Genomic DNA, 19,622 nt, shown 5'->3' with positions numbered 1-19,622 from the left:
GGTGCTGGCTCGTACGGTCCCGGCATGTTCCATCCCTGGGGGCGCCTGAGAGCGCGACCCGACCTCGAGGTCTTCTGGCGGCAGCTCCGCGGGGCCCGCTCCGGCGCGACGGACGGCGCCGAGGTCATCGTCCTCCGCCCGTCCCTGTCGCAGGTGCAACGGCGGTGCACCCTCGCTCACGAGCTGGCGCACGTGGAGATGGGACACGTCGACGGGTGCTCGAGCAGCGAGGAGCGCCAGGCGACACTCATGGCCGCTCGGTGGCTGGTGCACATCGAGGACCTCCTGGACGCCCTGAGGTGGGCGGACGAGCTCCAGGAGGTCGCCGAGTGCCTGTGGGTGGACGAACCGACCCTCCTGGCCCGCCTGGACGGGCTCACCGACGTCGAGCGGGCCCGCATCGTGGCCCTCAACGAGGAGCTGGAGCACACATGCTGACCGACGCCGACCGCGCCGTCCTGGACTTCGAAGGACAGCACTGGCGGTACGCCGGCACGAAGGAGGCCGCCATCCGGGTGACCTTCGGCGTGACCCCGGTTCGGCACTACCAGCGCGTGGCAGCGTTGTTGGATCAGCCCGCCGCGGCGGCCTACGCCCCGGCGACAGTCCGCCGCCTTGGCGGCTTACATGACAGCAGGGGAGCCAACGATGTCCGCTGAGCCCACGGTGAGCGCACCCGACGCAGCACCCTCGCGCCGCAGCCGTCCCCGATGGTTGGTACCAGCGGCGGTAGCTGGGGTGGTGGGTGTAGCAGTCGGCCTCGGCATCGGCGCCGCAGCGTTCTCCGCCGACCCGACGCAGTCCTCTCAGTATGCGGCGGTCGAGGCCGAGCGCGACGAGGCGCTCAGCAAGGTCGCGGCCGCCGAGGACGAAGTGCGCGACACCCGTGAGACCGCCCGACAGGCACTGGCGGAGGTCGCCGAGCGCGAGATCGCAGCGATCAACCGCGATGCGGAGCTCGACGCTATCCAGGCCGATCTGGAGGCGCGCGAAGCCGCTGTCGGCGCGGAGGAGAAGAGGGTCGCGGCCACACAGATCCGGAACGGGTACTGGACGGTTGGCGACCACATCGAGCCGGGGACGTACCGGGTCGCGAACGAACTCACGGGGTACTGCTACTGGGCGATCCTCCGATCGGGCACGAACGGCAGCGACATCGTCGACAACGACGGACCCGAGGGCGGCTTCCCGACAGTGACGCTGTCGCCCGGCCAGGACTTCGAGAACAAGTGCGGCGTCTGGAACAAGATCGGATGAGCGATGGCGCACGTCGCTGACCGCTGGACCACCCCCGGCCCGTCCGGGCGACGGGTCCGCACCGACCGGTACGGCACCGGGATGCGCTGGCAGGCCGTCTGGCACGAACCCGACGGCACGCGCCGGCGGCGGTCGTTCACGACGAAGGACGCCGCCCAGGCGCACCTGGAGCACGTCGGGGTGTCCCAGCGGTCGGGGACCTACGTGCCCCCGGACCGCGGCCGCATCACCGTCGCCGAGATGGCCGACCGGTGGCTCGCCGAGCAGGTCCACCAGCGCGCCACGAGCCTGGACGTCGCCCGCCGACGCCTGACGAACACGATCCTCCCGACCCTCGGCGGGTACGCCCTCGCCGACGTCGACCGCGGCGTCGTGCAGCGCGCGGTCACCGCATGGTCGCGCGACTTGGCGCCGACCACTGTCCGCGTCGCCTACGTCTACCTCGCCGGTGTCTTCTCCCTCGCCGTGGAGGAGCGGCGCATCGTCGCGAGCCCGTGCCGGCGCATCAACCTGCCGCCCGTCGACCGCGAGCCGGTCATCCCGCTGACCGTCGCCCAGGTGCAGGAGCTCGTCGACCGCCTCTGGACCCCGTACCGGCGGATGGCCGTCCTCGCGGCCGCGACCGGCATGCGATCGGGGGAGCTGCGCGGCCTCACCTGGGACCGGGTCGCGATCGCCCCGGACGGGGCTTCCGCCCAGGTTCGCGTGGACCGGCAGCTCGTCGGCGGATCCGCCGCCGCGCCCGCGTGGGGGCCGCTCAAGACAACGTCGTCACGGCGGGTCATCAGCATCGGCAAGGCCACCGTCGACGACCTCGGAGAACCGGGGGAGGGGCTCGTGGTCCGCGGCGCCCGCGGTGGCGCGGTGAACCGTGAGCGGGCGTCGGAGGCGTGGCGGCACGCCGCCCGCCCCATGGGCCTCAGCGTGCGCTCCGGCTGGCACGAGCTGCGCCACTTCCACGCGTCCCTGCTCATCTCCCAGGGTCTGTCCCCGGTGGCGGTTGCACACCGGCTCGGTCACAAGGACGCCACGGAGACGCTGCGGACGTACGGGCACCTGTGGCCGGACGACGACGAGCGGATGCGGGACGCCACCGACGGGGTCGTGCGGCTGCCACTGGGCTGACGCACACGCTGCGCCGATCGGGTGCGATCGCCTCGGCGGTCCGAGCTGCCGGTACCGACCGCGCTACGTTGCCTCGATGGGATGTCTGGGGGCCATCTACTGGCTTGTCGTCGCTGGGGTTGCGATCGCTCTACTCTCGGCCGGTGACGCGGGGCCCCTGCTCGCCGTCGCCGCCGTCGCCGGCGCGATCTGGCTGTGGAAGTCCGTCCGACCCCAGGCGAACGGAACCGAGGCGCCGAGGGCCGCGGCCGCGCGATCCAATCCAGGAGCTAGGCAGCCCGCAGGGTCGGCTGCTTCCCGAGACCACCGGTCGTCGTACGCTCCCGCGCCGCCTCGGGGCCAGTTCATGGAGCCCTGGTTGCCCGGCTACACGAGCGTCGAGGTCGTCGGTGAGGCGTACCGACCGGACGCCTTCCGGCGGATCTTCTCTGGCGCAGCTTTCAACAGCGACGGCGGCGCGGAGGAGTACGTCCCCGCTGTGCTGTCGGACGACTCCGCGAACCCGCACGACGGCAACGCTGTCGCGGTCTGGGTCAAGGAGCAGCACGTCGGGTACCTGGACCGCGACAAGGCGCGCACCTGGCATCCGGTCGTCAGTGACCTTGCGGGCCGGAACCAGAGCATGGTGGTCGACGCCCGCGCCTGGGCACGGGATGCCGGGGACAGGGTGCACGCACGTGTCACCCTCTACATGCCGCCGCGGGACGGCGTCTGGCCCGTGAACTCGCTGCCGACGGAGCCGTACGTGGTGTTGCCCCGGGGCGGTCAGATCCAGGTCACGCAGGAGGACCGCCACATGGACGTGCTCACGGCCTATGCCCGCGGCCGCGACGTTCCCGTAGCGGTCACCCTGCATGCGGTGACGGAGCAGCGCCCACGGTCGACGGTCTCGGTTGTCGAGGTTCGGCTCGACGGTCAGCGGGTCGGGCTGCTGTCGCCGACCCAGACGGCGAACCTCCAGCCGCTCATCGAGCGCGTCGCCGGGCGGGGCCTGCAGAGCGTGGCGAGGGCGCTGGTCCGCGGCAACGAGCTGAAGGCAGACGTCATCCTCTTCGTGACGAAGGCGCAGGACGTCGACCCAGTGTGGCTGCGTTTCCTCGACACCCAGGGACAGTCCCCGACTTCCTGAGCCCCCGTGCAGCCCCCCAGCGCGTATCGTTGCTGGTCAGGAGGGGTTCGCGCTGTACCCGGCGTACAGGCCGGCTCATCCACCCGCAGGGTGCCCCACGGCCGTGGGGCACGTCCGGCCGGCCGATCAGCCGGCGCGCAGGACCACGGAGGGCGCGCATGTGGCTCACGGACGCGCTGGGCGGCCGTCGGCGCGACCGCCGTGCCGCGGAGGACACGCGGACGGTCGAGGTGGGCGAGGGCATGGCGGTCGTCTACACCCGTGAGGGGGACGTCGTCAGCGAGCGGTACGTCGGCATCCGCGGCACGCCGTCACGCGTGGTCCGGGACGTCGCGGCCGAGCGGCTGACGCGCCGTCAGCTCGAGGCGGGGGAGGACCCCTGGTTCCCCGAGGTCGCCGCCCGCCTCGGGCAGCACAAGCCGCCCGCGCACGACGACGCCGCCCCGGCCTGACGGCGGAGGCGGCGTCGGTGGTGGGCGCTCGGCCCACGACGATCTCAGTAGCCGCGGCGGCGTGAGCCGGTGAAGCGGCCGATCAGCTTGGACAGCAGGGCGCCCTTGAGCAGCCCGGACAGCATCCCCATGGTGGTGCCTCCTCCGTGTGGTGGACTCCGACGGTAGGCGCCGCACGCCGGGAGCGCGCGCTGAGCGGGCGCGTCAGGGTGTGACGGAGGGCGTCGCTGCGGCGGGGGCGTCCGGCGTCGCGGCGGACGGCGGGGCGGGCGGGACGACGGGCTGGACGGCGCCACGGAGCTCGTCGTACCGCACCGCGAGGACACCCGCGACGATGAGCGCCCCACCCGCGAGCTGCACCGGCAGCGGGAGCTCGCCCAGCAGCACCCAGGCGAAGACGAGGCTGAACATGACCTCCGTGAGCCCGACGAAGCCGGCCACCTTCGAGCCCAGGCGCCTCGTGGCCGCGATGCCGGTGGCGTACGCGAGGACGGCGGCGACGACGACGAGCTCCAGGACGGCGAGCCACCACGGCAGGACGGCGCCGGCGAGGACGACGTCCTGCGTCCCGGCCGTCATGGGCATCACGCCGAGCGCGCCGGCCAGCACGAGCGCCACGGTTGCGGCGACCATGCCGCCGCAGGCCATGACGAGGGGCGGCAGCCCGGCGGCCTCGCGCGCCGAGAGGACGAAGTACGCGGCGAGGCCGACGGCGGCGCCCAGGCCCCACAGGACGCCACCGAGGTCGACGCTCGCCGCCCCGCCGAGGTCGAGCACGAGGACGAGCCCCGCGACGGACAGGACGACGCCGGCGAGCGTCCATCGTCGCGGCCGCTGGCCGTGCCGCACCCACAGCCACACAACGACGAGCACGACGCCGAGGTACTCCAGCAGCAGCGCCACCCCGACGGACAGCGTCGTCACGGCGTTGAAGAACGCCAGCTGCACGGCGGCCATGGCGACCACCCCGTACACGACCATGAGGGCCGCGTGCCGGCGCAGCACGTGCCACCGGCCGCGCAGGAGCAGCACCGACGGCACGAGGAGGAGGAGCGCCGCGCCGCCGATGCGCGCCGTCACCGCGGCCCCCGGGGACCAGCCGCTGTCCAGCAGCGCCTTCGCGAAGGGCCCGGAGCTGCCGAACGTGGCGGCCGACACGAGGGCGAGGACGAGCCCGGGCCCGAGGGCCGTGACACCCGGACGTCCGCCGGCCCGTGCGGCCGGGCTGCTGCCCGGTCGACGCCCGGTCGCTGCGGTCATGAGGCTCCTGCGGGTGCGGGCGGCGGACACCGAGGCGTCGGTGTCACGGGTAAACTAGGGAACGGTCGTGACACTAGGAGCCCGTGCGTCAGGAGTCAAGATGGTCTTCGCCCATGACACCGAGGTGGCCCTGGCAAGCGCCGCCGCCCTGGTGAACACGCTCGGCGTGCACGACAGCACGGACCGGCTGACGAGCGTGGACGACGTCGACGACTTCGTCCGCACGTGGGACTTCACCGGCAGCCGCACGCACGACGAGGCGGAGCTGCAGGCGGTGCGCGAGCTGCGGCACGAGCTGCTGCGCCTGTGGACGTGCGCCGACGTGGACGTCGTGGCCGAGGGGGCCAACCACCTGCTCGCGTCGGCGGCCGCGCTGCCGCAGCTCGTCAGGCACGACGGCTGGGGCTGGCACCTGCACGCGACCACCCCCGACCGGCCGCTGGCGACGCGCATGGCGGTGGAGGCGGCGATGGCGCTCGTCGACGTCGTCCGCAGCGACGAGCTCGGCCGGCTGCGGGTGTGCGCTGCGGACGACTGCGAGGACGTCCACGTCGACCTGTCCCGGAACCGCTCGCGGCGCTTCTGCGGCCCCACGTGCGGGAACCGGACCAACGTCGCGGCCTACCGGGCGCGGCGCAGCGGCGCGGCACGCCCGGCATGACGACGCCGACCCGGTCGGGTGAGCGGGTCGGCGTCGCCTCGTCCTCCCGGTGCGGTGCCACGAGGGCGACGCATCGGGGCGTCCGTCACAGCCCTAGCTTGCCGCCCAGGCCGCCGAGGTTGCCGCCGAGCGAGCCGAGCAGGCTCTGCACGTCGATGCCGAGCTTGTCCAGGAGGCCGCGGTCGCGGTCCGTGTCGACGGTGCCGGGCAGCTCCTTGTCGGCCTGCTCGGCCTTGTCGCCCTGGCCCTGCGACTTCAGGAACTCCAGGATCTGAGCCTTGTCGATCTGCATCACGCGTCCTCACCCGGCGCCGCGGCGCCGTCCTCGTCCGTGCCGTCCTCGGTCAGGTCGGCGGGGTACTTGCTGCCGACCTGACCGTCCTCGGTGACCTCGGGATCGGGGTCCACGGCGAGCGTCGGAAGGTCCGGCTGCGCGTTGTCGAAGGAGTCGGGCAGCTTGTCGGTCATGCGCCCACGGTCCCACCGGCCCTGGCGGTCCGCATCCGGACGACGCGCGCGGCCGGATGCGATCTTCGACCTGCGGGAGTTACCGTGATCCGGCCCTCTCCCGCCCGGACCACGCCGGTGAGGGCCACGCGGCGTCAAGGACGACGGTCGCCACCGACCGTCCTGCGCCCACGTCAGGGAGGCTGTGCGATGGCTGGCTGGACCAGGAGCGGGTCTGTCGGAGGGATCACGGTCACGGAGACGCCTGAGGCGACCGTGGCCCATCTGTGGGGGGAGATCGACGACGCGTTGCGTCAGCAGGCCGGGACCGTGCTCGCGCGGGCGCTGGACCGGAACCTGCCGATCGTGCTCGACACCGGCCGCGTGGAGTTCATCGACTCCGCGGGCATCGCGTTCCTCATCCAGCTCTGCACGATCGGCCGCGAGGAGGGTCTGACCGTGACGCTGCAGGACCCGCCCCCCGTGGTGAGCGAGGTCATCGAGATCCTCGGTCTCACGGAGATGTTCGGCGGTCCGGCGCCGGCCGTGAGCATCTGAGGTCCGGGCGGCCCCTCAGCGGTCGCGCAGGGCCGCCGTCTGCCGGTCGTGCTCGCCGCGCACCCAGGGGTCGGCGAGGCGCGCGTCGTCGGGCGCCCGGCCGGCCGCCAGGGCCTCCAGGTAGTCCCGGTCGGCGGCGAGGCGCCGCCGCATACCCGCCGCGTCCGTGACGTGCCCGTGCCCGGGGAGGACGACGCGCACCCCGTGCACGGCCGCCGCGCCCTCGAGGGCGTCGAGCGCGACCAGGTGGTCGCCGATCGGGTCGGCGGCGTCGAGGTCCAGGAGCGGCACCTCCAGGTCCGACAGGACGTCCCCGGCCACGAGCGTCCGCGCGTCGGCGACCACGAGCGCGGCGGAGCCCGGCGCGTGCGCGCGGTACGGGACGACGACGACCTCCCGCGACCAGGGCAGCACCCCACCGGCCAGGGGTGTCAGCCGTCCGACGGTCCGCAGAGCGGGCCGCTCGCCGTGCTCGCCGTCGTCGACCGCCGCGCGGACCAGGGCGTCCCGCTCGCGCGCTGCGACCGCGGCGCAGGCGGGCGTCGCCCAGCGCGGCGAGCCCCCGAGCGCGTCGGCCCACAGCACGTGGTCCCAGTGCGGGTGGGTGGCGAAGCCCCCGTGGACTCGCCGGCCGGCGCTCTGCACCGCCGCGGCCAGGCCCGAGACCTCCCCGGGCGTCACGGCGGGGTCGACGACGACGCACGAGCCGTCGGCCGCCACGAGGACCGTCGACGTCGTCGTGTACCGCACCGCCGTGGCGACGTGCACCCCGGGCGCCACCTCGACGAGCCGGCGCGGCGTCGCCGTCGGTGCGCCCGCGGCGGTGCCGGGCGTCATCAGTCGATCTCGCCCCCGCGTGCGGCCAGCGCCGCCGCCCCGACGATCCCGGCGGCGTTGCGCAGCTCGGCCGGCACGATCGGGGTCCGCAGGTCCAGCAGCGGGAGGAAGCTCTGGTGCTTCTTGCTCACGCCGCCGCCGACGACGATGAGGTCGGGCCAGAACAGGTCCTCCACCACGCGGAAGTACCGCTGCAGCCGTGCCGCCCACTGCGCCCAGTCCAGACCGTCCCGCTCGCGGGCGCTGTCCGCGGCGCGCGACTCCGCGTCGTGGCCGTCGATCTCGAGGTGGCCCAGCTCGGTGTTGGGCACGAGCGTCCCGTCCACGACGAGGCAGGAGCCGATGCCGGTCCCCAGCGTGACGACGAGCACGACGCCGGGTCGGTCCTTGGCCGCGCCGTAGAGCGTCTCGGCGTACCCGGCGGCGTCGGCGTCGTTGACCGCGAGGGCGCGCCGACCGGTCGCGGCCGCGACGACCGCCGTGACGTCGGTGCCGATCCATGAGTCGTCGACGTTCGCCGCGGACCGCGCGACGCCGTGCTGGATGACGGCGGGGAAGGTCACCCCGATGGGGAGGTCCGCCGGCAGGTGGAAGGAGTCGACGACCTCCGCGACCGTGGCGGCCACCGCGGCGGGCGTCGCCGGCTGCGGCGTCGGGATCCGGACGCGCGGGGCGCTGAAGTCGCCCTTCGCCAGGTCGACGGGTGCGCCCTTGATGCCGCTGCCGCCGATGTCGATGCCGAAGGCGGTGCCGGTGAGCGGCGCGGGGGTCCGGGCGGTCATGGCAGCGTGAGGATCTCGGCGCCGGTGTCGGTCACGACGAGCGTGTGCTCGAACTGGGCGCTGCGCCGCCGGTCCTTGGTGACGATCGTCCAGCCGTCGTCCCACATCTCCCAGTCCGGCGTCCCCAGGTTGAGCATCGGCTCGATCGTGAACACCATGCCGGTCTCCATGACGGTGTCGTAGTGCGGGGCCGCGTCGTAGTGCGGGACCACGAGGCCGGAGTGGAACGCCTCGCCCACGCCGTGGCCGGTGAAGTCCCGGACCACCCCGTACCCGAAGCGGCGCGCATAGGTCTCGATGACCCGTCCGATGACGTTGAGCTCGCGGCCGGGTGCGACCGCCTTGATGCCACGCATCATCGCCTCGTGGGTCCGCTCGACGAGCAGGCGCGACTCCTCGTCGACCTCACCCACGAGGAAGGTGGCGTCGGTGTCGCCGTGGACACCGTCCTTGTAGGCGGTGATGTCCACGTTGACGATGTCGCCGTCCTGGAGCACGGTCGAGTCCGGCACCCCGTGGCAGATCACCTCGTTCACCGAGGTGCACAGGGACTTGAGGAACGGCACCTGCCGCGGGTGCGGTTGGTAGCGCAGCGTCGACGGGTAGGCGTCGTGGTCGCAGAGGAACTCGTGACCGATGCGGTCCAGCTCGTCCGTCGTCACGCCGGGCTCGACGTGCTTGCCCACCTCGACGAGCGCCTGCGCCGCGATGCGCGACGCGAGGCGGATGCGCTCCAGCGTCTCGGCGTCCTTGACCTCCGAGCCGGTGAACCGCAGCTCGCGGTCCTTGCCCACGTACTCGGGCCGCTCGATGTGCGGCGGGACCTCTCGGAGGGGGCTGACCGTCCCGGGCACCAGCGTGCCCGTCGGCGCGTGCGCGATCGACATGGCTGGCAGTCTACGAAAGGCGGCGCTCGCCGCCCGGTCGACGCAGAGGAGACGGACGCCATGGAGCAGGACGAGGACACCGCCGCCCGGCGCTTCTGGTTCAACCCGACCACGGGTGAGGTCGAGGAGGGGATGCAGAGCCCCTGGACCGACCGGATGGGCCCCTACGCGACCCGCGAGGAGGCCGTCGCCGCGCTGCAGGAGGCGCAGCGGCGCACGGAGTCGTGGGACGAGGCGGACCGCCGCTGGAAGGAGTGGCGCGACTGACGCCCGGGCATGCCCAGAGTCCGGCCTACGGGGCTCACGACGGGCTCACGACGAGCTCACTCCGCGAAGCTGTGGGCCTCGGTCGGGAACGCCCGACCGCGGACCTCCTCGTTGTAGGCGCGCGCGGCGGCGCCGAGGGTCGCGCCGATCTCGGCGTACCGCTTGGCGAACCGCGGCGACCAGTCCGACAGGCCCGCCATGTCGGTCCACACGAGCACCTGGCCGTCGCACTCCGGACCCGCGCCGATGCCGATCGTGGGGATGGCCAGCACCTCGGTGACCCGGGCGGCGACGGGCGCCGGCACCATCTCGAGCACGACCGCGAAGGCGCCGGCCTCCTGCAGGGCGACCGCGTCCTCGGTGAGCCGCTGGGCGGCCTCGTCGCCGCGGCCCTGGACCCGCTTGCCGCCGAGCACGTTCTCCGACTGGGGCGTGAACCCGACGTGCCCCATCACGGGGATGCCGGTGGAGGTGAGCAGGTGGACGTGCTCGGCCACCCGTCGGCCGCCCTCGAACTTCACGGCGTGGGCGCCGGCCTCCTTCATGAGGCGGACGGACGTCGCGTGCGCCTGCTGCGGCGAGGCCTCGTAGGAGCCGAAGGGGAGGTCGGCGACGACGAGCGCGCGCCGCACCGCACCGGCCACGGCGCGGGTGTGGTGGACCATGTCCTCCACGGTGACAGGGACGGTGGTCGTGTGGCCGAGCATGTTGTCCCCGACGGAGTCGCCGACGAGCAGCACGTCCGTGCCGGCCTCGTCGAGGATCCGGGCGGTCGGGGCGTCGTACGCGGTGAGCATGGTGATCCGCTCCCCGCGCTCCTTCGCCTGGCGCAGGTGATGGACCCGCACACGCCGCAGCGGCGTGCCGGACGACTCGCTCATCGATCGGTTCCCTTCGGCTCACGCCAGGCGCTGGTCACGGGAAGCCTACGGTCCCGTCCGAACGCCAGGGCCGTGACCTTGGTACCCGGCGGGTACTGGCGCCGCTTCCACTCGGCGCGGTCCACGAGCGCCAGGACCTTGTCGACGACCGCCTCGTCGAAACCGCGGGCCAGGAGCTCCTCCCGGCCCTCCGCGTGCTCGACGTACGCGTCCAGCACCTCGTCGAGCAGGTCGTACGGCGGCAGCGAGTCGGAGTCGACCTGGCCGGGGGACAGCTCCGCCGACGGCGGCTTCGTGATCGAGCTCTCCGGTATCGGCGGGACCTGGCCGGCGTCGGTGGCCGCGTCGTTGCGCCAGCGGGCCAGCTGCCACACCCGCGACTTGTCGACGTCCTTGATGGGGGCGAACCCCCCGACGGCGTCGCCGTAGATCGTCGAGTAGCCGACCGCGAGCTCGGACTTGTTGCCGGTCGCGAGGACGAGGTGGCCCTCGACGTTGGAGATGCCCATGAGGATCACGCCACGCACACGTGCCTGGAGGTTCTCCCCGGCGACACCCGGCAGGTCCATCTGGCTCTCGAAGGCGTCGACCATCGGCGCGATGGGCTGGACGCGGTAGTCGGCACCGATGCGGCGGGCGAGGTCCGCGGCGTCGTCCTTGGAGTGCTCGGACGAGTGCCGCGACGGCATCCCGATGCCCACCACGTTCGCGCCGCCGATCGCGTCGGCGGCGATGGCGGCCACGAGCGCGGAGTCGATCCCCCCGGACAGGCCCAGCACGACCGAGGAGAAGCCGTTCTTCCGCACGTACCCGCGCAGGCCGGTGACGAGCGCGGAGTACACCTCCTCGTCGGGGTGCAGCGGCGGCGCGAGCACGCCGGGCCGAGGGTCGCCGTCGTCGGGCAGGTCGCACAGGAGCAGGTGCTCGACGAACTGGGGGGACCCGGCGACGGGGGTGCCGTCGGACGCGACGACGAACGAGCCGCCGTCGAAGACGAGGTCGTCCTGGGCGCCGACCATGTTCACGTAGGCGACCGGGGCGTCGACCTCGGGCGCCCGGCGGCGCGCGAGCTCGCCGCGCAGGTGGACCTTGCCCTCCTCGTACGGCGAGCCGTTGAGCACGGCGAGCAGGTCGATGCCCTCGTCGGCGAGCTGCGCGACCGGTCCGCCGTCCTGCCAGATGTCCTCGCAGATGACGACGCCCACGCGACGGCCCTCGACCTCGACGACGCACGGCTGCGACCCCGCGGCGAAGATCCGGTACTCGTCGAAGACGCCGTAGTTCGGCAGGTGGTGCTTGTCGTACCGGGCCAGCACCTCCCCGCCGCGCACGACGACGGCCTGGTTGGTCGCCCGGCCCTGCCCGGTACGGCCGAGCGTGCCGAGGACGACGGTGAGGTCGCCCAGCCCCTCGTCGACGAGCCGGCGCAGCACGTCCTGCAGGGCACGGTCGGCCGCCCGGGCGAACGAGTCGCGCAGCGCGAGGTCCTCGACGGGGTAGCCCGTCAGGGTCATCTCCGGGAAGAGGACGAGGCGCGCACCAGCGTCCGCGGCGGTGCGGCTCCACTCCACGACCCGGTCGGCGTTGCCGGCCACGTCCCCCACTCGGGTGTCGATCTGGGCCAGGGCGAAGGTCAGCGGCGCCATGGCTGTCACCCTAACGACGCCGGGTGTCCGCGCCACGGGAGGGTTCACCTGATCGACATGCGGGTGCGGCAGGATGTCGCCATGGACAAGCAGCAGGAGTTCGTGCTCCGCACCGTCGAGGAGCGGGACATCCGGTTCATCCGGCTCTGGTTCACCGACGTGCTGGGGTCGCTCAAGTCCCTCGCCGTCGCGCCGGCCGAGCTGGAGTCGGCCTTCGCGGAGGGCATCGGCTTCGACGGGAGCGCGATCGAGGGCCTGACGCGCGTGTACGAGGCGGACATGCTCGCCAAGCCCGACCCCTCGACGTTCCAGGTCCTGCCGTGGCGCGGCGAGCGGCACGGGACGGCCCGGATGTTCTGCGACATCCACACGCCCGACGGCGAGCCCTCCCTCGCGGACTCCCGGCACGTCCTCAAGCGCACCCTCGCCAAGGCCAGCGAGAAGGGCTTTACCTTCTACACGCACCCCGAGGTCGAGTTCTACCTCTTCGAGAACCCCGCGGACCCCGACAAGCCGCTCGTGCCCGTCGACCAGGGCGGGTACTTCGACCACGTGCCCCGCGGCACCGCGAACGACTTCCGCCGCGCCGCGATCACCATCCTGGAGTCCATGGGCATCTCGGTGGAGTTCTCCCACCACGAGGCCGGCCCGGGGCAGAACGAGATCGACCTGCGCTACGCGGACGCCCTCACCACCGCGGACAACATCATGACGTTCCGGGGCGTCATCAAGGAGGTCGCGCTGGAGCAGAACCTCTACGCGACGTTCATGCCCAAGCCCCTCGCGAACCACCCCGGCTCCGGCATGCACACCCACCTGTCGCTGTTCGAGGGCGACCGCAACGCGTTCCACGAGCCGGGCGCGGCTCTGGGGCTGTCGGCCATCGGGCGGAAGTTCATCGCGGGCCTGCTGCACCACGCGGCGGAGATCACGGCGGTGACCAACCAGTACGTCAACTCGTACAAGCGCATGTGGGGTGGCGCCGAGGCGCCCAGCTACATCTGCTGGGGCCACAACAACCGCTCCGCCCTGGTGCGCATCCCGATGTACAAGCCCGGCAAGGGCAACTCGACGCGCGTGGAGTACCGCGGCGTCGACTCCGCCACGAACCCGTACCTGGCGTACGCGCTGCTGCTCGCCGCCGGGCTCAAGGGCATCGAGGAGGACTACGAGCTGCCGGAGGGCGCCGAGGACGACGTCTGGGAGCTCACCGACGCGGAGCGCCGGGCGCTGGGCATCCAGCCGCTGCCCGAGTCGCTGAGCCGCGCGCTGGCGATCATGGAGAAGTCCGAGCTCGTCGCCGAGACCCTGGGCGAGCACGTGTTCGACTTCGTGCTGCGGAACAAGCGGGAGGACTGGGCGGCGTACCGTGCGCAGGTGACCCCGTACGAGCTCCGGCGGTACCTCCCGGTCCTGTGAGGGTCAGCCCGCTCGCGCGCCTCGTGCGCGTGGGGTTCGTGGAACCGGGTCGCGCGACGACGCTGCTCGGGGAGGCCGACCTGCTCGCGGTGCTGGCGGCGGACGGGCCGTCGGACGGCCCCGTGGACCACCTCCTCGACGGCCTCACCCACGTCGCCTCCCCGGACGACGCGCTGCTCGCGCTGACGCGGCTGGCGACGGCGGCCCGCGGGACGGAGCACGAGGGCCGCGTCCGGGAGGCGCTCACCGCGCCGGGGCCCCTGCGCGACCGGCTGCTCGCCGTCGTCGGCGGCTCGACCGCGCTGGGCGACCACCTCGCGCGGCACCCCGAGGACGTGGCCGCCCTCGCGGAGGACGACCCGCTGGGCGCTCCCGAGGACGTCGTCGTCGCGGAGCTCCTGCACGCGGTCGGCGCCCGGGACGACGACGGCGCCCCGGTCGCCGGGCTGGCGGGCACGGCAGGCATCGACGCGATGCGCCGGGCGTACCGGCGCCGGCTGATGATGATCGCCGGTGCCGACCTCGTCGGGGCGGAGCCGCTGTCGCTGCTCCCCGGTGTCGCCGCCGCCCTCGCTGACCTCGCCGCGGCCGCCCTCGAGGCGGCGCTCGCCCTCGCGCGCGCCGAGCACCCGGACCACCGGGCGGCGCGGCTGGCCGTCCTGGGCATGGGCAAGACGGGCGGGCGCGAGCTCAACTACGTCAGCGACGTCGACGTCGTCTACGTGGTCGAGCCCGCCCCCGGGCACGACGAGGCGGAGGCTGTCGCGGTGGGGGCGCGCCTGGCCACCGCGCTCGCCCGCGCGTGCTCCGTCGCCTCCACCGAGCCCGCCCTGTGGCCGGTCGACGCGGCGCTGCGCCCGGAGGGCAGGCAGGGCCCGCTGGTGCGCACCGTCGCGAGCCACCGCGCGTACTACGAGCGCTGGGCGAAGACGTGGGAGTTCCAGGCGCTCCTCAAGGCACGGCACGTCGCCGGCGACGCGGACGTCGCTCAGCAGTACGTCGCCGCGATGGGGCCGATGGTGTGGTCGGCGGTCGAGCGGGAGAACTTCGTCGAGGACTCCCAGGCGATGCGTCGGCGCGTCGAGGAGAACGTCCCGGCGGCCGAGGCCGACCGTCAGCTCAAGCTCGGGGTCGGCGGGCTGCGGGACGTCGAGTTCACTGTGCAGCTCCTCCAGCTCGTGCACGGCCGTGCGGACGAGACGATCCGCAGCCCCAACACGCTGCGGGCTGTCGCGGCCCTCTCCGCCGGGGGCTACGTCGGCCGCGAGGACGCCGCCCGCCTGGCCGTGTGCTACCGGCTCCTGCGCGCGATGGAGCACCGCATCCAGCTGCACCGCCTGCGGCGCACCCACCTCATGCCGTCCACCGAGCCGGAGCTGCGACGGCTGGCGCGCGCGATGCGCCTCGAGCCGGCCGGGCACGAGGCGCTCGTCGAGCGCTGGCGGTCGGTCCGGCGGGAGGTGCGCGACCTGCACGAGGAGCTCTTCTACCGCCCGCTGCTGCCGGCGACGGCACACCTCACGCGGGAGGAGGCCAGCCTCGCCCCCGACGCCGCGCGCGCCCGGCTGGCGGCGATCGGCTACCGCGACCCCGCGGGCGCGATGCGGCACATCGCCGCGCTGACGGAGGGGGTCTCGCGCCGGGCCGCCATCCAGCGGCAGCTCCTGCCGGTCCTGCTCGGCTGGTTCGCGGAGGGCAGCGACCCGGACGCCGGCCTGCTCGCGTTCCGGCGGGTCTCGGACGAGCTCGGCACCACCCACTGGTACCTCAAGCTGCTGCGCGACTCCGGCGTCGCGGCGAACCGGCTCGCGTGCGTCCTGTCCACCTCGAGGTACGCCGCCGACGCGCTGGCCCGGTCCCCGGAGTCGGTCACGTGGCTGGACTCCGACGCGGACCTGGAGCCGCGCGGTGTCGAACGGCTCGGCGCCGAGGTCGACGCCCTGCTGACGCGCGCCTCGGACGCGAAGGCCGCCGCGACCCTGCTGCGCGCGCTGCGCCGCCGGGAGATGGCCCGCACGGCCGTGGCCCAGGTCCTGCGGCGCACGACGTCGCGCGCGTCGCAGGAGGCGCTGACCGCCGCGGCCGACGTCGTCCTGGCGGGTGCGCTGCGCATCGCCGAGCACGAGGCGCGCAGCGGGCCGGACGGCATGCTCACCCGGTTCGCCGTCATCGCGATGGGCCGGCTCGGGGGCCGCGAGCTGGGGTACGGCTCGGACGCCGACGTCCTCTTCGTCCACGACCCGCTGCCGGACGCGGACCCGGCTGCCGCCCAGGCGCAGGCGGTGTCGATCGCCATGCGGGTCCGCACGCTGCTCGGCGAGCTGGGACCGGAGCCGGCCCTGGAGGTCGACGCCGACCTGCGCCCCGAGGGCCGCAACGGTCCCCTCGTGCGCACCCTCGCGGCGTACGGCGAGTACTACGAGCGGTGGTCCTCGCCGTGGGAGAGCCAGGCGCTCCTGCGTGCCCGGGCCGTCGCCGGGGACGGTGACCTCGGCGAGCGCTTCACCACGATGGTGGAGCCGGTGCGGTACCCGGCCGGTGGGGCGGGTCCGGGCGTCCTGCGCGAGGTCCGCCGGCTCAAGGCGCGGATGGAGGCGGAGCGGCTGCCGCGCGGCGTGGACCCCGCCCGCCACCTCAAGCTCGGTCGCGGCGGCCTCAGCGACGTGGAGTGGACCGCACAGCTCCTCCAGCTCCGCCACGGCCACGAGGTCCCGGGCCTGCGCACGACCTCGACGCTCGACGCGCTGGGCGCCGCGGAGGACGCCGGCCTCCTCGAGACGGACGACGCGCTGACGCTGCGGGACGCGTGGACGCTGTGCTCGCAGCTGCGTGACGTCCTCGTCCTGTGGACGGGGCGCGCCGGTGGACCGTCGGGGGACGTGCTCCCGCACGACCGTCACGCGCTGGCCGGGCTGGCGCGGCTGCTCGGGATGCCGCCCGGCTCGGGCGGCGAGCTGGAGGAGCAGTACCTGCGGTCCGGACGGCGGGCCCGCGCCGTCGTCGAGCGCGTCTTCTACGGCTGAGCCGGCGCGGCAGGGCGGGACCTCCGGCGGGCGGACCGACGGGACCGTGTGCTTGTGTGGGGATCATGGGGACGGACGGCGACGGCACCACCGACGAGCAGATCAGCGCGGTGCTGACCACGCCCGGGCGGTGGGCCGTCGTCGGGCTCTCGACGAACCGCGCCCGGCCGGCGCACGGGGTCGCCGCCTACGTGCAGCAGCTGGGCCACGAGATCGTCCCGGTCCACCCGCGCGCCGAGACGGTGCACGGCGCGACGGGGTACGCCCGGCTGGCGGACGTCCCGGGTCCTGTCGACGTGGTGGACGTCTTCGTCAACTCCGCCCGGGCGGGGCAGGTCGTCGACGAGGCGATCGCCGTCGGGGCGCGTGCCGTCTGGCTCCAGCTCGGCGTGCGGGACCCGGCCGCCGAGGTCCGCGCCCGGCAGGCCGGCCTCCTCGTCGTCGTCGACCGGTGCCCCGCGATCGAGGGGCGCGCCCGCGGTCTCGGCTGAGGAACGGGCACCGCCCGGTGGTCGCGGGCCCGGACCGCGGCGCGCGAGGATCGCAGGCATGTCCGCCGCGACGCGTGTGCTCCCGATGTTCCCGCTCGGCTCGGTGCTCCTGCCCGGCATGCCGCTGCCGCTGCGCGTCTTCGAGCCGCGCTACGTCGCGATGCTGGCGTCGGTGCTGGGCGAGGCCGACCGGGAGTTCGGCGTGGTGCTCATCGAGCGTGGCTGGGAGGTCGGCGGTGGCGACGTCCGGTTCGAGGTCGGCACCGTGGCGCGGATCGCGTCGGTGGAGATCTCCGAGGGGCTGATCGTCCTGGTCGCGACCGGAGCAGGACGGTTCGAGGTCGTGCGGTGGCTCGAGGAGGACCCCTTCCCGCGGGCGGAGGTCCGCGAGCTGGGCCCGTTGGAGCTCGACGCCGAGGCCGTCGGTGCTCTGGGCGCGGCCGAGGCGCTGGTGCGCACGACGATCGCGCGGGCCAGCGAGTTCGTCGAGCTGCCCTGGTCGGCCGACGTCGAGCTGTCCACCGACCCGGCGGAGCGCATCTGGCAGGTCGCCGGCATCGCACCGCTCGGCTCCCTGGACCAGTACGCGCTGCTGAGGTCGAGGACCGCCGCCGAGCTGCTCGCCACGCTCGTGGAGGAGACCGGAGCGGCGGGGGTCCGCCTCAGCGAGGGCTGGGCAGGCGACGGGGAGGACGACGACGACCTCCCGCTGTGAGCCGCGGTGCGGCGGGGGTTCGCCGCCGTGCCGGCGCTGCGCAGGTCACCCGAGCCAGCGTCGCCATCGGGACAGCTGCGTCTCCGGCGCCGACCCCTCGCCCAGCGCCCGGGCGGCCTCGGCGAGGTCGTCGGCGGTGAGGGTCGTGACGGCGGCACGGTCGAGCGTGTCCACGCTCCGCTCCTCGCCCCGCATCAGCCGCAGGGCCTGGCGGTTGAGCGCCTGCTCGAACAGCGTCCGGGCGAACCGCGCGTTGCCGGAGGTCTCACCGTGGCGCAGGCTCTCGAGGATGCGGCGGAGCGTCGCCTCGGCGCCGGGCTCCAGCGCGTACTCGTGCTGGACCAGGATGGTCGCGAAGATCGCCTCCAGCTCGTCCGTCGAGTAGTCGGGGAAGCTCAGCTCACGAGCGAACCGGGAGCGCAGCCCGGGGTTCGAGAGCAGGAACGACTCCATCAGCCGCGGATAGCCGGCCACGATCACCACGAGGCGATGACGGTGGTCCTCCATGCGCTTGAGCAGGATCTCGATCGCCTCGGGTCCGAAGTCCGGGCGGCCGTCGCCCTCCGGAGCCAGCGAGTACGCCTCGTCGATGAAGAGGACCCCGTCGAGCGCCCGGCGGATCACCCGGTCGGTCTTGAGCGCGGTCGCACCGACGTACTGCCCGACCAGGGCCGCCCGGTCGACCTCGACGAGGTGGCCCTTCTGCAGCAGGCCGACCGCCCGGTACATCTCGGCCAGGAGCCGCGCCACCGTCGTCTTGCCCGTGCCCGGGTTCCCCAGGAACACGAGGTGCTGGGACGTCGCCACCTCGGGCAGGCCGTGCGCCTTGCGGCGCGCCTGCACCTGCAGGAAGGCGACGAGTGCCTGCACCTGCTCCTTCACGGTGCCCAGCCCGACGAGCCCGTCGAGCTCCGCCTGCACCGCCGAGAGCGGCCGAGCCGGGCCGGGGCGGCCGGCGAAGAGGTCGTCCACGCCGCGCAGTCCCGACCGCGGGATCTGCTCGCCGAGGCGCTCCACAGTCGCACGGAGGTCCTCGAGCGGCTTGCGGTGGGAAGCCATGGGGCGAGCGTAAGGGCCGCGCCTCGCACGTGCCCGACCTGTCAGGGCGTCGTGGCACGGCCGCGGGCCCGGCGTCGTGCGGCGCCTCGTACGATGGAGCGGTCGGACGCCGGCCCGGGATCCGGCGCCCGGCGTGCCGCACGTCTCGGAGGGCCGATGTTCACGCTCCCGCAGCCGACCCTCCACGGGGACCGCGTGCTGCTGCGACCGTTCACGGTCGCCGACGCCGATGCGATGCTCCAGGTCCTCTCCGACCGCGACGTCCTCGTCCTCACCGGCAGCACGCACCGCTCGGACACCGACGAGGTCGAGGACCCCGACGTCCTGGTGCAGTGGTACGGCACGCGGGCGGAGCAGACGGACCGCCTCGACCTCGCCGTCGTCGACCGGTCGAGCGGGGTGGTCGTGGGTGAGGTCGTGCTCAACGAGCTCCAGCCCGAGAACCGGAGCAGCAACGTACGGATCCTCGTCGGACCTGCTGGCCGAGGGCGCGGGCTGGGGACGGAAGCGCTCCGTCTGGTGCTCGACCATGCGTTCCGCACGGTCGGGTTGCACCGGGTCGAGCTCGAGGTGCTCGACTTCAACCCCCGAGCACGCCACGTCTACGAGCAGCTCGGCTTCGTGCTCGAAGGAACCCGCCGGGAGGCGTTCCGTCTTGACGGCGCCTGGGCCGACGCGCACACCATGGCGATCCTCGAGCAGGAGTGGGTGCGCGACTGACGCGCC

Annotated in this window: 23 protein-coding genes; 14 read left to right on the top strand and 9 right to left on the bottom strand. The window is 73.8% G+C overall.

Annotated features, from left to right (window positions below):
- Positions 1-24: 24 nt before the first annotated feature.
- The 6 genes from LG379_RS11620 to LG379_RS11595 all read left to right on the top strand — a co-directional run bounded on the left by LG379_RS11620 (position 25) and on the right by LG379_RS11595 (position 3,963).
- Positions 25-438, top strand: coding sequence for an ImmA/IrrE family metallo-endopeptidase (locus LG379_RS11620; RefSeq protein ID WP_225754686.1), 414 nt, complete (start codon positions 25-27; stop codon positions 436-438).
- Positions 432-659: a DUF3263 domain-containing protein gene (locus LG379_RS11615; protein WP_225754685.1), complete on the top strand. Its 228-nt coding sequence runs from the start codon at positions 432-434 to the stop codon at positions 657-659. Before LG379_RS11620 ends, LG379_RS11615 begins: the two co-directional genes overlap by 7 nt.
- Before the next feature lie 82 nt (positions 660-741).
- On the top strand, positions 742-1,257 hold the full coding sequence (locus tag LG379_RS11610; RefSeq protein ID WP_225754684.1) for a hypothetical protein: 516 nt from the start codon (positions 742-744) through the stop codon (positions 1,255-1,257).
- A 3-nt stretch (positions 1,258-1,260) separates the two neighbouring features.
- Positions 1,261-2,382: a site-specific integrase gene (locus LG379_RS11605; RefSeq protein ID WP_225754683.1), complete on the top strand. Its 1,122-nt coding sequence runs from the start codon at positions 1,261-1,263 to the stop codon at positions 2,380-2,382.
- 358 nt (positions 2,383-2,740) lie between these two features.
- Positions 2,741-3,511, top strand: a complete 771-nt coding sequence (locus LG379_RS11600) for an HIRAN domain-containing protein (RefSeq protein WP_225754682.1) — start codon at positions 2,741-2,743, stop codon at positions 3,509-3,511.
- Positions 3,512-3,669: 158 nt separating this feature from the next.
- Positions 3,670-3,963, top strand: coding sequence for a hypothetical protein (locus tag LG379_RS11595; RefSeq protein WP_225754681.1), 294 nt, complete (start codon positions 3,670-3,672; stop codon positions 3,961-3,963).
- A gap of 204 nt (positions 3,964-4,167) precedes the next feature.
- Here LG379_RS11595 and LG379_RS11590 read toward each other — a convergent pair whose 3' ends face one another.
- Positions 4,168-5,223, bottom strand: a complete 1,056-nt coding sequence (locus LG379_RS11590; RefSeq protein WP_225754680.1) for a DMT family transporter — start codon at positions 5,221-5,223, stop codon at positions 4,168-4,170.
- 100 nt (positions 5,224-5,323) lie between these two features.
- Here LG379_RS11590 and LG379_RS11585 point away from each other — a divergent pair, with 100 nt between their 5' ends.
- Positions 5,324-5,884 carry a CGNR zinc finger domain-containing protein gene (locus LG379_RS11585; protein WP_225754679.1) on the top strand — a complete coding sequence of 187 codons (561 nt, stop codon included), beginning with the start codon at positions 5,324-5,326 and terminating at the stop codon, positions 5,882-5,884.
- A gap of 85 nt (positions 5,885-5,969) precedes the next feature.
- On the opposite strand, the gene LG379_RS11580 is transcribed toward LG379_RS11585, so the two are convergent.
- Positions 5,970-6,176, bottom strand: coding sequence for a hypothetical protein (locus LG379_RS11580; protein WP_225754678.1), 207 nt, complete (start codon positions 6,174-6,176; stop codon positions 5,970-5,972).
- Complete coding sequence (locus tag LG379_RS11575) at positions 6,176-6,352, bottom strand: chromosome partitioning protein (RefSeq protein ID WP_225754677.1); 177 nt, start codon at positions 6,350-6,352, stop codon at positions 6,176-6,178. The genes LG379_RS11580 and LG379_RS11575 overlap by 1 nt, the downstream gene beginning before the upstream one ends.
- A 189-nt stretch (positions 6,353-6,541) precedes the next feature.
- On the opposite strand from LG379_RS11575, the gene LG379_RS11570 reads away from it, so the two are divergent.
- Positions 6,542-6,889 carry an STAS domain-containing protein gene (locus tag LG379_RS11570; protein ID WP_225754676.1) on the top strand — a complete coding sequence of 116 codons (348 nt, stop codon included), beginning with the start codon at positions 6,542-6,544 and terminating at the stop codon, positions 6,887-6,889.
- 15 nt (positions 6,890-6,904) lie between these two features.
- Here the strand turns inward: LG379_RS11570 and LG379_RS11565 are convergent, their stop codons facing one another.
- From LG379_RS11565 to map, 3 genes are read right to left on the bottom strand one after another with little or no spacing between them, the layout of a single operon-like run.
- Positions 6,905-7,726: an MBL fold metallo-hydrolase gene (locus LG379_RS11565; RefSeq protein WP_225754675.1), complete on the bottom strand. Its 822-nt coding sequence runs from the start codon at positions 7,724-7,726 to the stop codon at positions 6,905-6,907.
- Complete coding sequence (ppgK, locus tag LG379_RS11560; RefSeq protein WP_225754674.1) at positions 7,726-8,508, bottom strand: polyphosphate--glucose phosphotransferase; 783 nt, start codon at positions 8,506-8,508, stop codon at positions 7,726-7,728. The genes LG379_RS11565 and ppgK overlap by 1 nt, the downstream gene beginning before the upstream one ends.
- Positions 8,505-9,395: a type I methionyl aminopeptidase gene (gene map / locus LG379_RS11555; RefSeq protein ID WP_370634501.1), complete on the bottom strand. Its 891-nt coding sequence runs from the start codon at positions 9,393-9,395 to the stop codon at positions 8,505-8,507. Before map ends, ppgK begins: the two co-directional genes overlap by 4 nt.
- Before the next feature lie 60 nt (positions 9,396-9,455).
- Here map and LG379_RS11550 point away from each other — a divergent pair, with 60 nt between their 5' ends.
- Positions 9,456-9,662, top strand: coding sequence for an SPOR domain-containing protein (locus LG379_RS11550; protein ID WP_225754673.1), 207 nt, complete (start codon positions 9,456-9,458; stop codon positions 9,660-9,662).
- 56 nt (positions 9,663-9,718) lie between these two features.
- On the opposite strand, the gene panB is transcribed toward LG379_RS11550, so the two are convergent.
- Positions 9,719-10,543 carry a 3-methyl-2-oxobutanoate hydroxymethyltransferase gene (panB, locus tag LG379_RS11545; protein ID WP_225754672.1) on the bottom strand — a complete coding sequence of 275 codons (825 nt, stop codon included), beginning with the start codon at positions 10,541-10,543 and terminating at the stop codon, positions 9,719-9,721.
- The gene (locus LG379_RS11540; RefSeq protein WP_225754671.1) at positions 10,540-12,189 is read right to left on the bottom strand and encodes an NAD+ synthase; all 1,650 of its coding nucleotides are present in this window, start codon (positions 12,187-12,189) and stop codon (positions 10,540-10,542) included. Before LG379_RS11540 ends, panB begins: the two co-directional genes overlap by 4 nt.
- Positions 12,190-12,270: 81 nt before the next feature.
- On the opposite strand from LG379_RS11540, the gene glnA reads away from it, so the two are divergent.
- The 4 genes from glnA (at position 12,271) to LG379_RS11520 (ending at position 17,837) form a co-directional block, all read left to right on the top strand.
- Positions 12,271-13,608, top strand: a complete 1,338-nt coding sequence (gene glnA, locus LG379_RS11535) for a type I glutamate--ammonia ligase (protein WP_225754670.1) — start codon at positions 12,271-12,273, stop codon at positions 13,606-13,608.
- Positions 13,605-16,631, top strand: a complete 3,027-nt coding sequence (locus tag LG379_RS11530; protein WP_225754669.1) for a bifunctional [glutamine synthetase] adenylyltransferase/[glutamine synthetase]-adenylyl-L-tyrosine phosphorylase — start codon at positions 13,605-13,607, stop codon at positions 16,629-16,631. Before glnA ends, LG379_RS11530 begins: the two co-directional genes overlap by 4 nt.
- A 65-nt stretch (positions 16,632-16,696) precedes the next feature.
- Positions 16,697-17,122, top strand: coding sequence for a CoA-binding protein (locus LG379_RS11525; protein ID WP_225754668.1), 426 nt, complete (start codon positions 16,697-16,699; stop codon positions 17,120-17,122).
- Positions 17,123-17,180: 58 nt separating this feature from the next.
- Positions 17,181-17,837, top strand: a complete 657-nt coding sequence (locus tag LG379_RS11520) for an LON peptidase substrate-binding domain-containing protein (protein WP_225754667.1) — start codon at positions 17,181-17,183, stop codon at positions 17,835-17,837.
- Positions 17,838-17,882: 45 nt separating this feature from the next.
- On the opposite strand, the gene LG379_RS11515 is transcribed toward LG379_RS11520, so the two are convergent.
- Entirely contained in the window at positions 17,883-18,896 is a 1,014-nt protein-coding gene (locus LG379_RS11515) for an AAA family ATPase (RefSeq protein ID WP_225754666.1), read from the bottom strand.
- A gap of 156 nt (positions 18,897-19,052) precedes the next feature.
- Between LG379_RS11515 and LG379_RS11510 the strand changes: the two genes are divergently transcribed.
- A complete protein-coding gene (locus LG379_RS11510; RefSeq protein ID WP_225754665.1) occupies positions 19,053-19,616 on the top strand; it encodes a GNAT family N-acetyltransferase in 564 nt (187 codons plus the stop codon).
- Positions 19,617-19,622 lie beyond the last annotated feature (6 nt).

Source organism: Actinotalea sp. Marseille-Q4924, from assembly GCF_916618755.1.
Taxonomy (GTDB): Bacteria; Actinomycetota; Actinomycetes; order Actinomycetales; family Cellulomonadaceae; genus Actinotalea.
This window is presented reverse-complemented; position numbering and strand designations above follow the sequence as displayed.

Coding starts and splice junctions, on each gene's coding strand:
- LG379_RS11585 (WP_225754679.1), top strand. CDS start 5,324: ATGGTCTTCGCCCATGACACCGAGGTGGCCCTGGCAAGCGCCGCCGCC.
- LG379_RS11510 (WP_225754665.1), top strand. CDS start 19,053: ATGTTCACGCTCCCGCAGCCGACCCTCCACGGGGACCGCGTGCTGCTG.
- LG379_RS11565 (WP_225754675.1), bottom strand. CDS start 7,726: ATGACGCCCGGCACCGCCGCGGGCGCACCGACGGCGACGCCGCGCCGG.
- panB (WP_225754672.1), bottom strand. CDS start 10,543: ATGAGCGAGTCGTCCGGCACGCCGCTGCGGCGTGTGCGGGTCCATCAC.
- LG379_RS11570 (WP_225754676.1), top strand. CDS start 6,542: ATGGCTGGCTGGACCAGGAGCGGGTCTGTCGGAGGGATCACGGTCACG.
- map (WP_370634501.1), bottom strand. CDS start 9,395: ATGTCGATCGCGCACGCGCCGACGGGCACGCTGGTGCCCGGGACGGTC.
- LG379_RS11575 (WP_225754677.1), bottom strand. CDS start 6,352: ATGACCGACAAGCTGCCCGACTCCTTCGACAACGCGCAGCCGGACCTT.
- LG379_RS11515 (WP_225754666.1), bottom strand. CDS start 18,896: ATGGCTTCCCACCGCAAGCCGCTCGAGGACCTCCGTGCGACTGTGGAG.
- glnA (WP_225754670.1), top strand. CDS start 12,271: ATGGACAAGCAGCAGGAGTTCGTGCTCCGCACCGTCGAGGAGCGGGAC.
- LG379_RS11615 (WP_225754685.1), top strand. CDS start 432: ATGCTGACCGACGCCGACCGCGCCGTCCTGGACTTCGAAGGACAGCAC.
- LG379_RS11580 (WP_225754678.1), bottom strand. CDS start 6,176: ATGCAGATCGACAAGGCTCAGATCCTGGAGTTCCTGAAGTCGCAGGGC.
- LG379_RS11620 (WP_225754686.1), top strand. CDS start 25: ATGTTCCATCCCTGGGGGCGCCTGAGAGCGCGACCCGACCTCGAGGTC.
- LG379_RS11595 (WP_225754681.1), top strand. CDS start 3,670: ATGTGGCTCACGGACGCGCTGGGCGGCCGTCGGCGCGACCGCCGTGCC.
- LG379_RS11525 (WP_225754668.1), top strand. CDS start 16,697: ATGGGGACGGACGGCGACGGCACCACCGACGAGCAGATCAGCGCGGTG.
- LG379_RS11520 (WP_225754667.1), top strand. CDS start 17,181: ATGTCCGCCGCGACGCGTGTGCTCCCGATGTTCCCGCTCGGCTCGGTG.
- LG379_RS11605 (WP_225754683.1), top strand. CDS start 1,261: ATGGCGCACGTCGCTGACCGCTGGACCACCCCCGGCCCGTCCGGGCGA.
- ppgK (WP_225754674.1), bottom strand. CDS start 8,508: ATGACCGCCCGGACCCCCGCGCCGCTCACCGGCACCGCCTTCGGCATC.
- LG379_RS11550 (WP_225754673.1), top strand. CDS start 9,456: ATGGAGCAGGACGAGGACACCGCCGCCCGGCGCTTCTGGTTCAACCCG.
- LG379_RS11540 (WP_225754671.1), bottom strand. CDS start 12,189: ATGGCGCCGCTGACCTTCGCCCTGGCCCAGATCGACACCCGAGTGGGG.
- LG379_RS11590 (WP_225754680.1), bottom strand. CDS start 5,223: ATGACCGCAGCGACCGGGCGTCGACCGGGCAGCAGCCCGGCCGCACGG.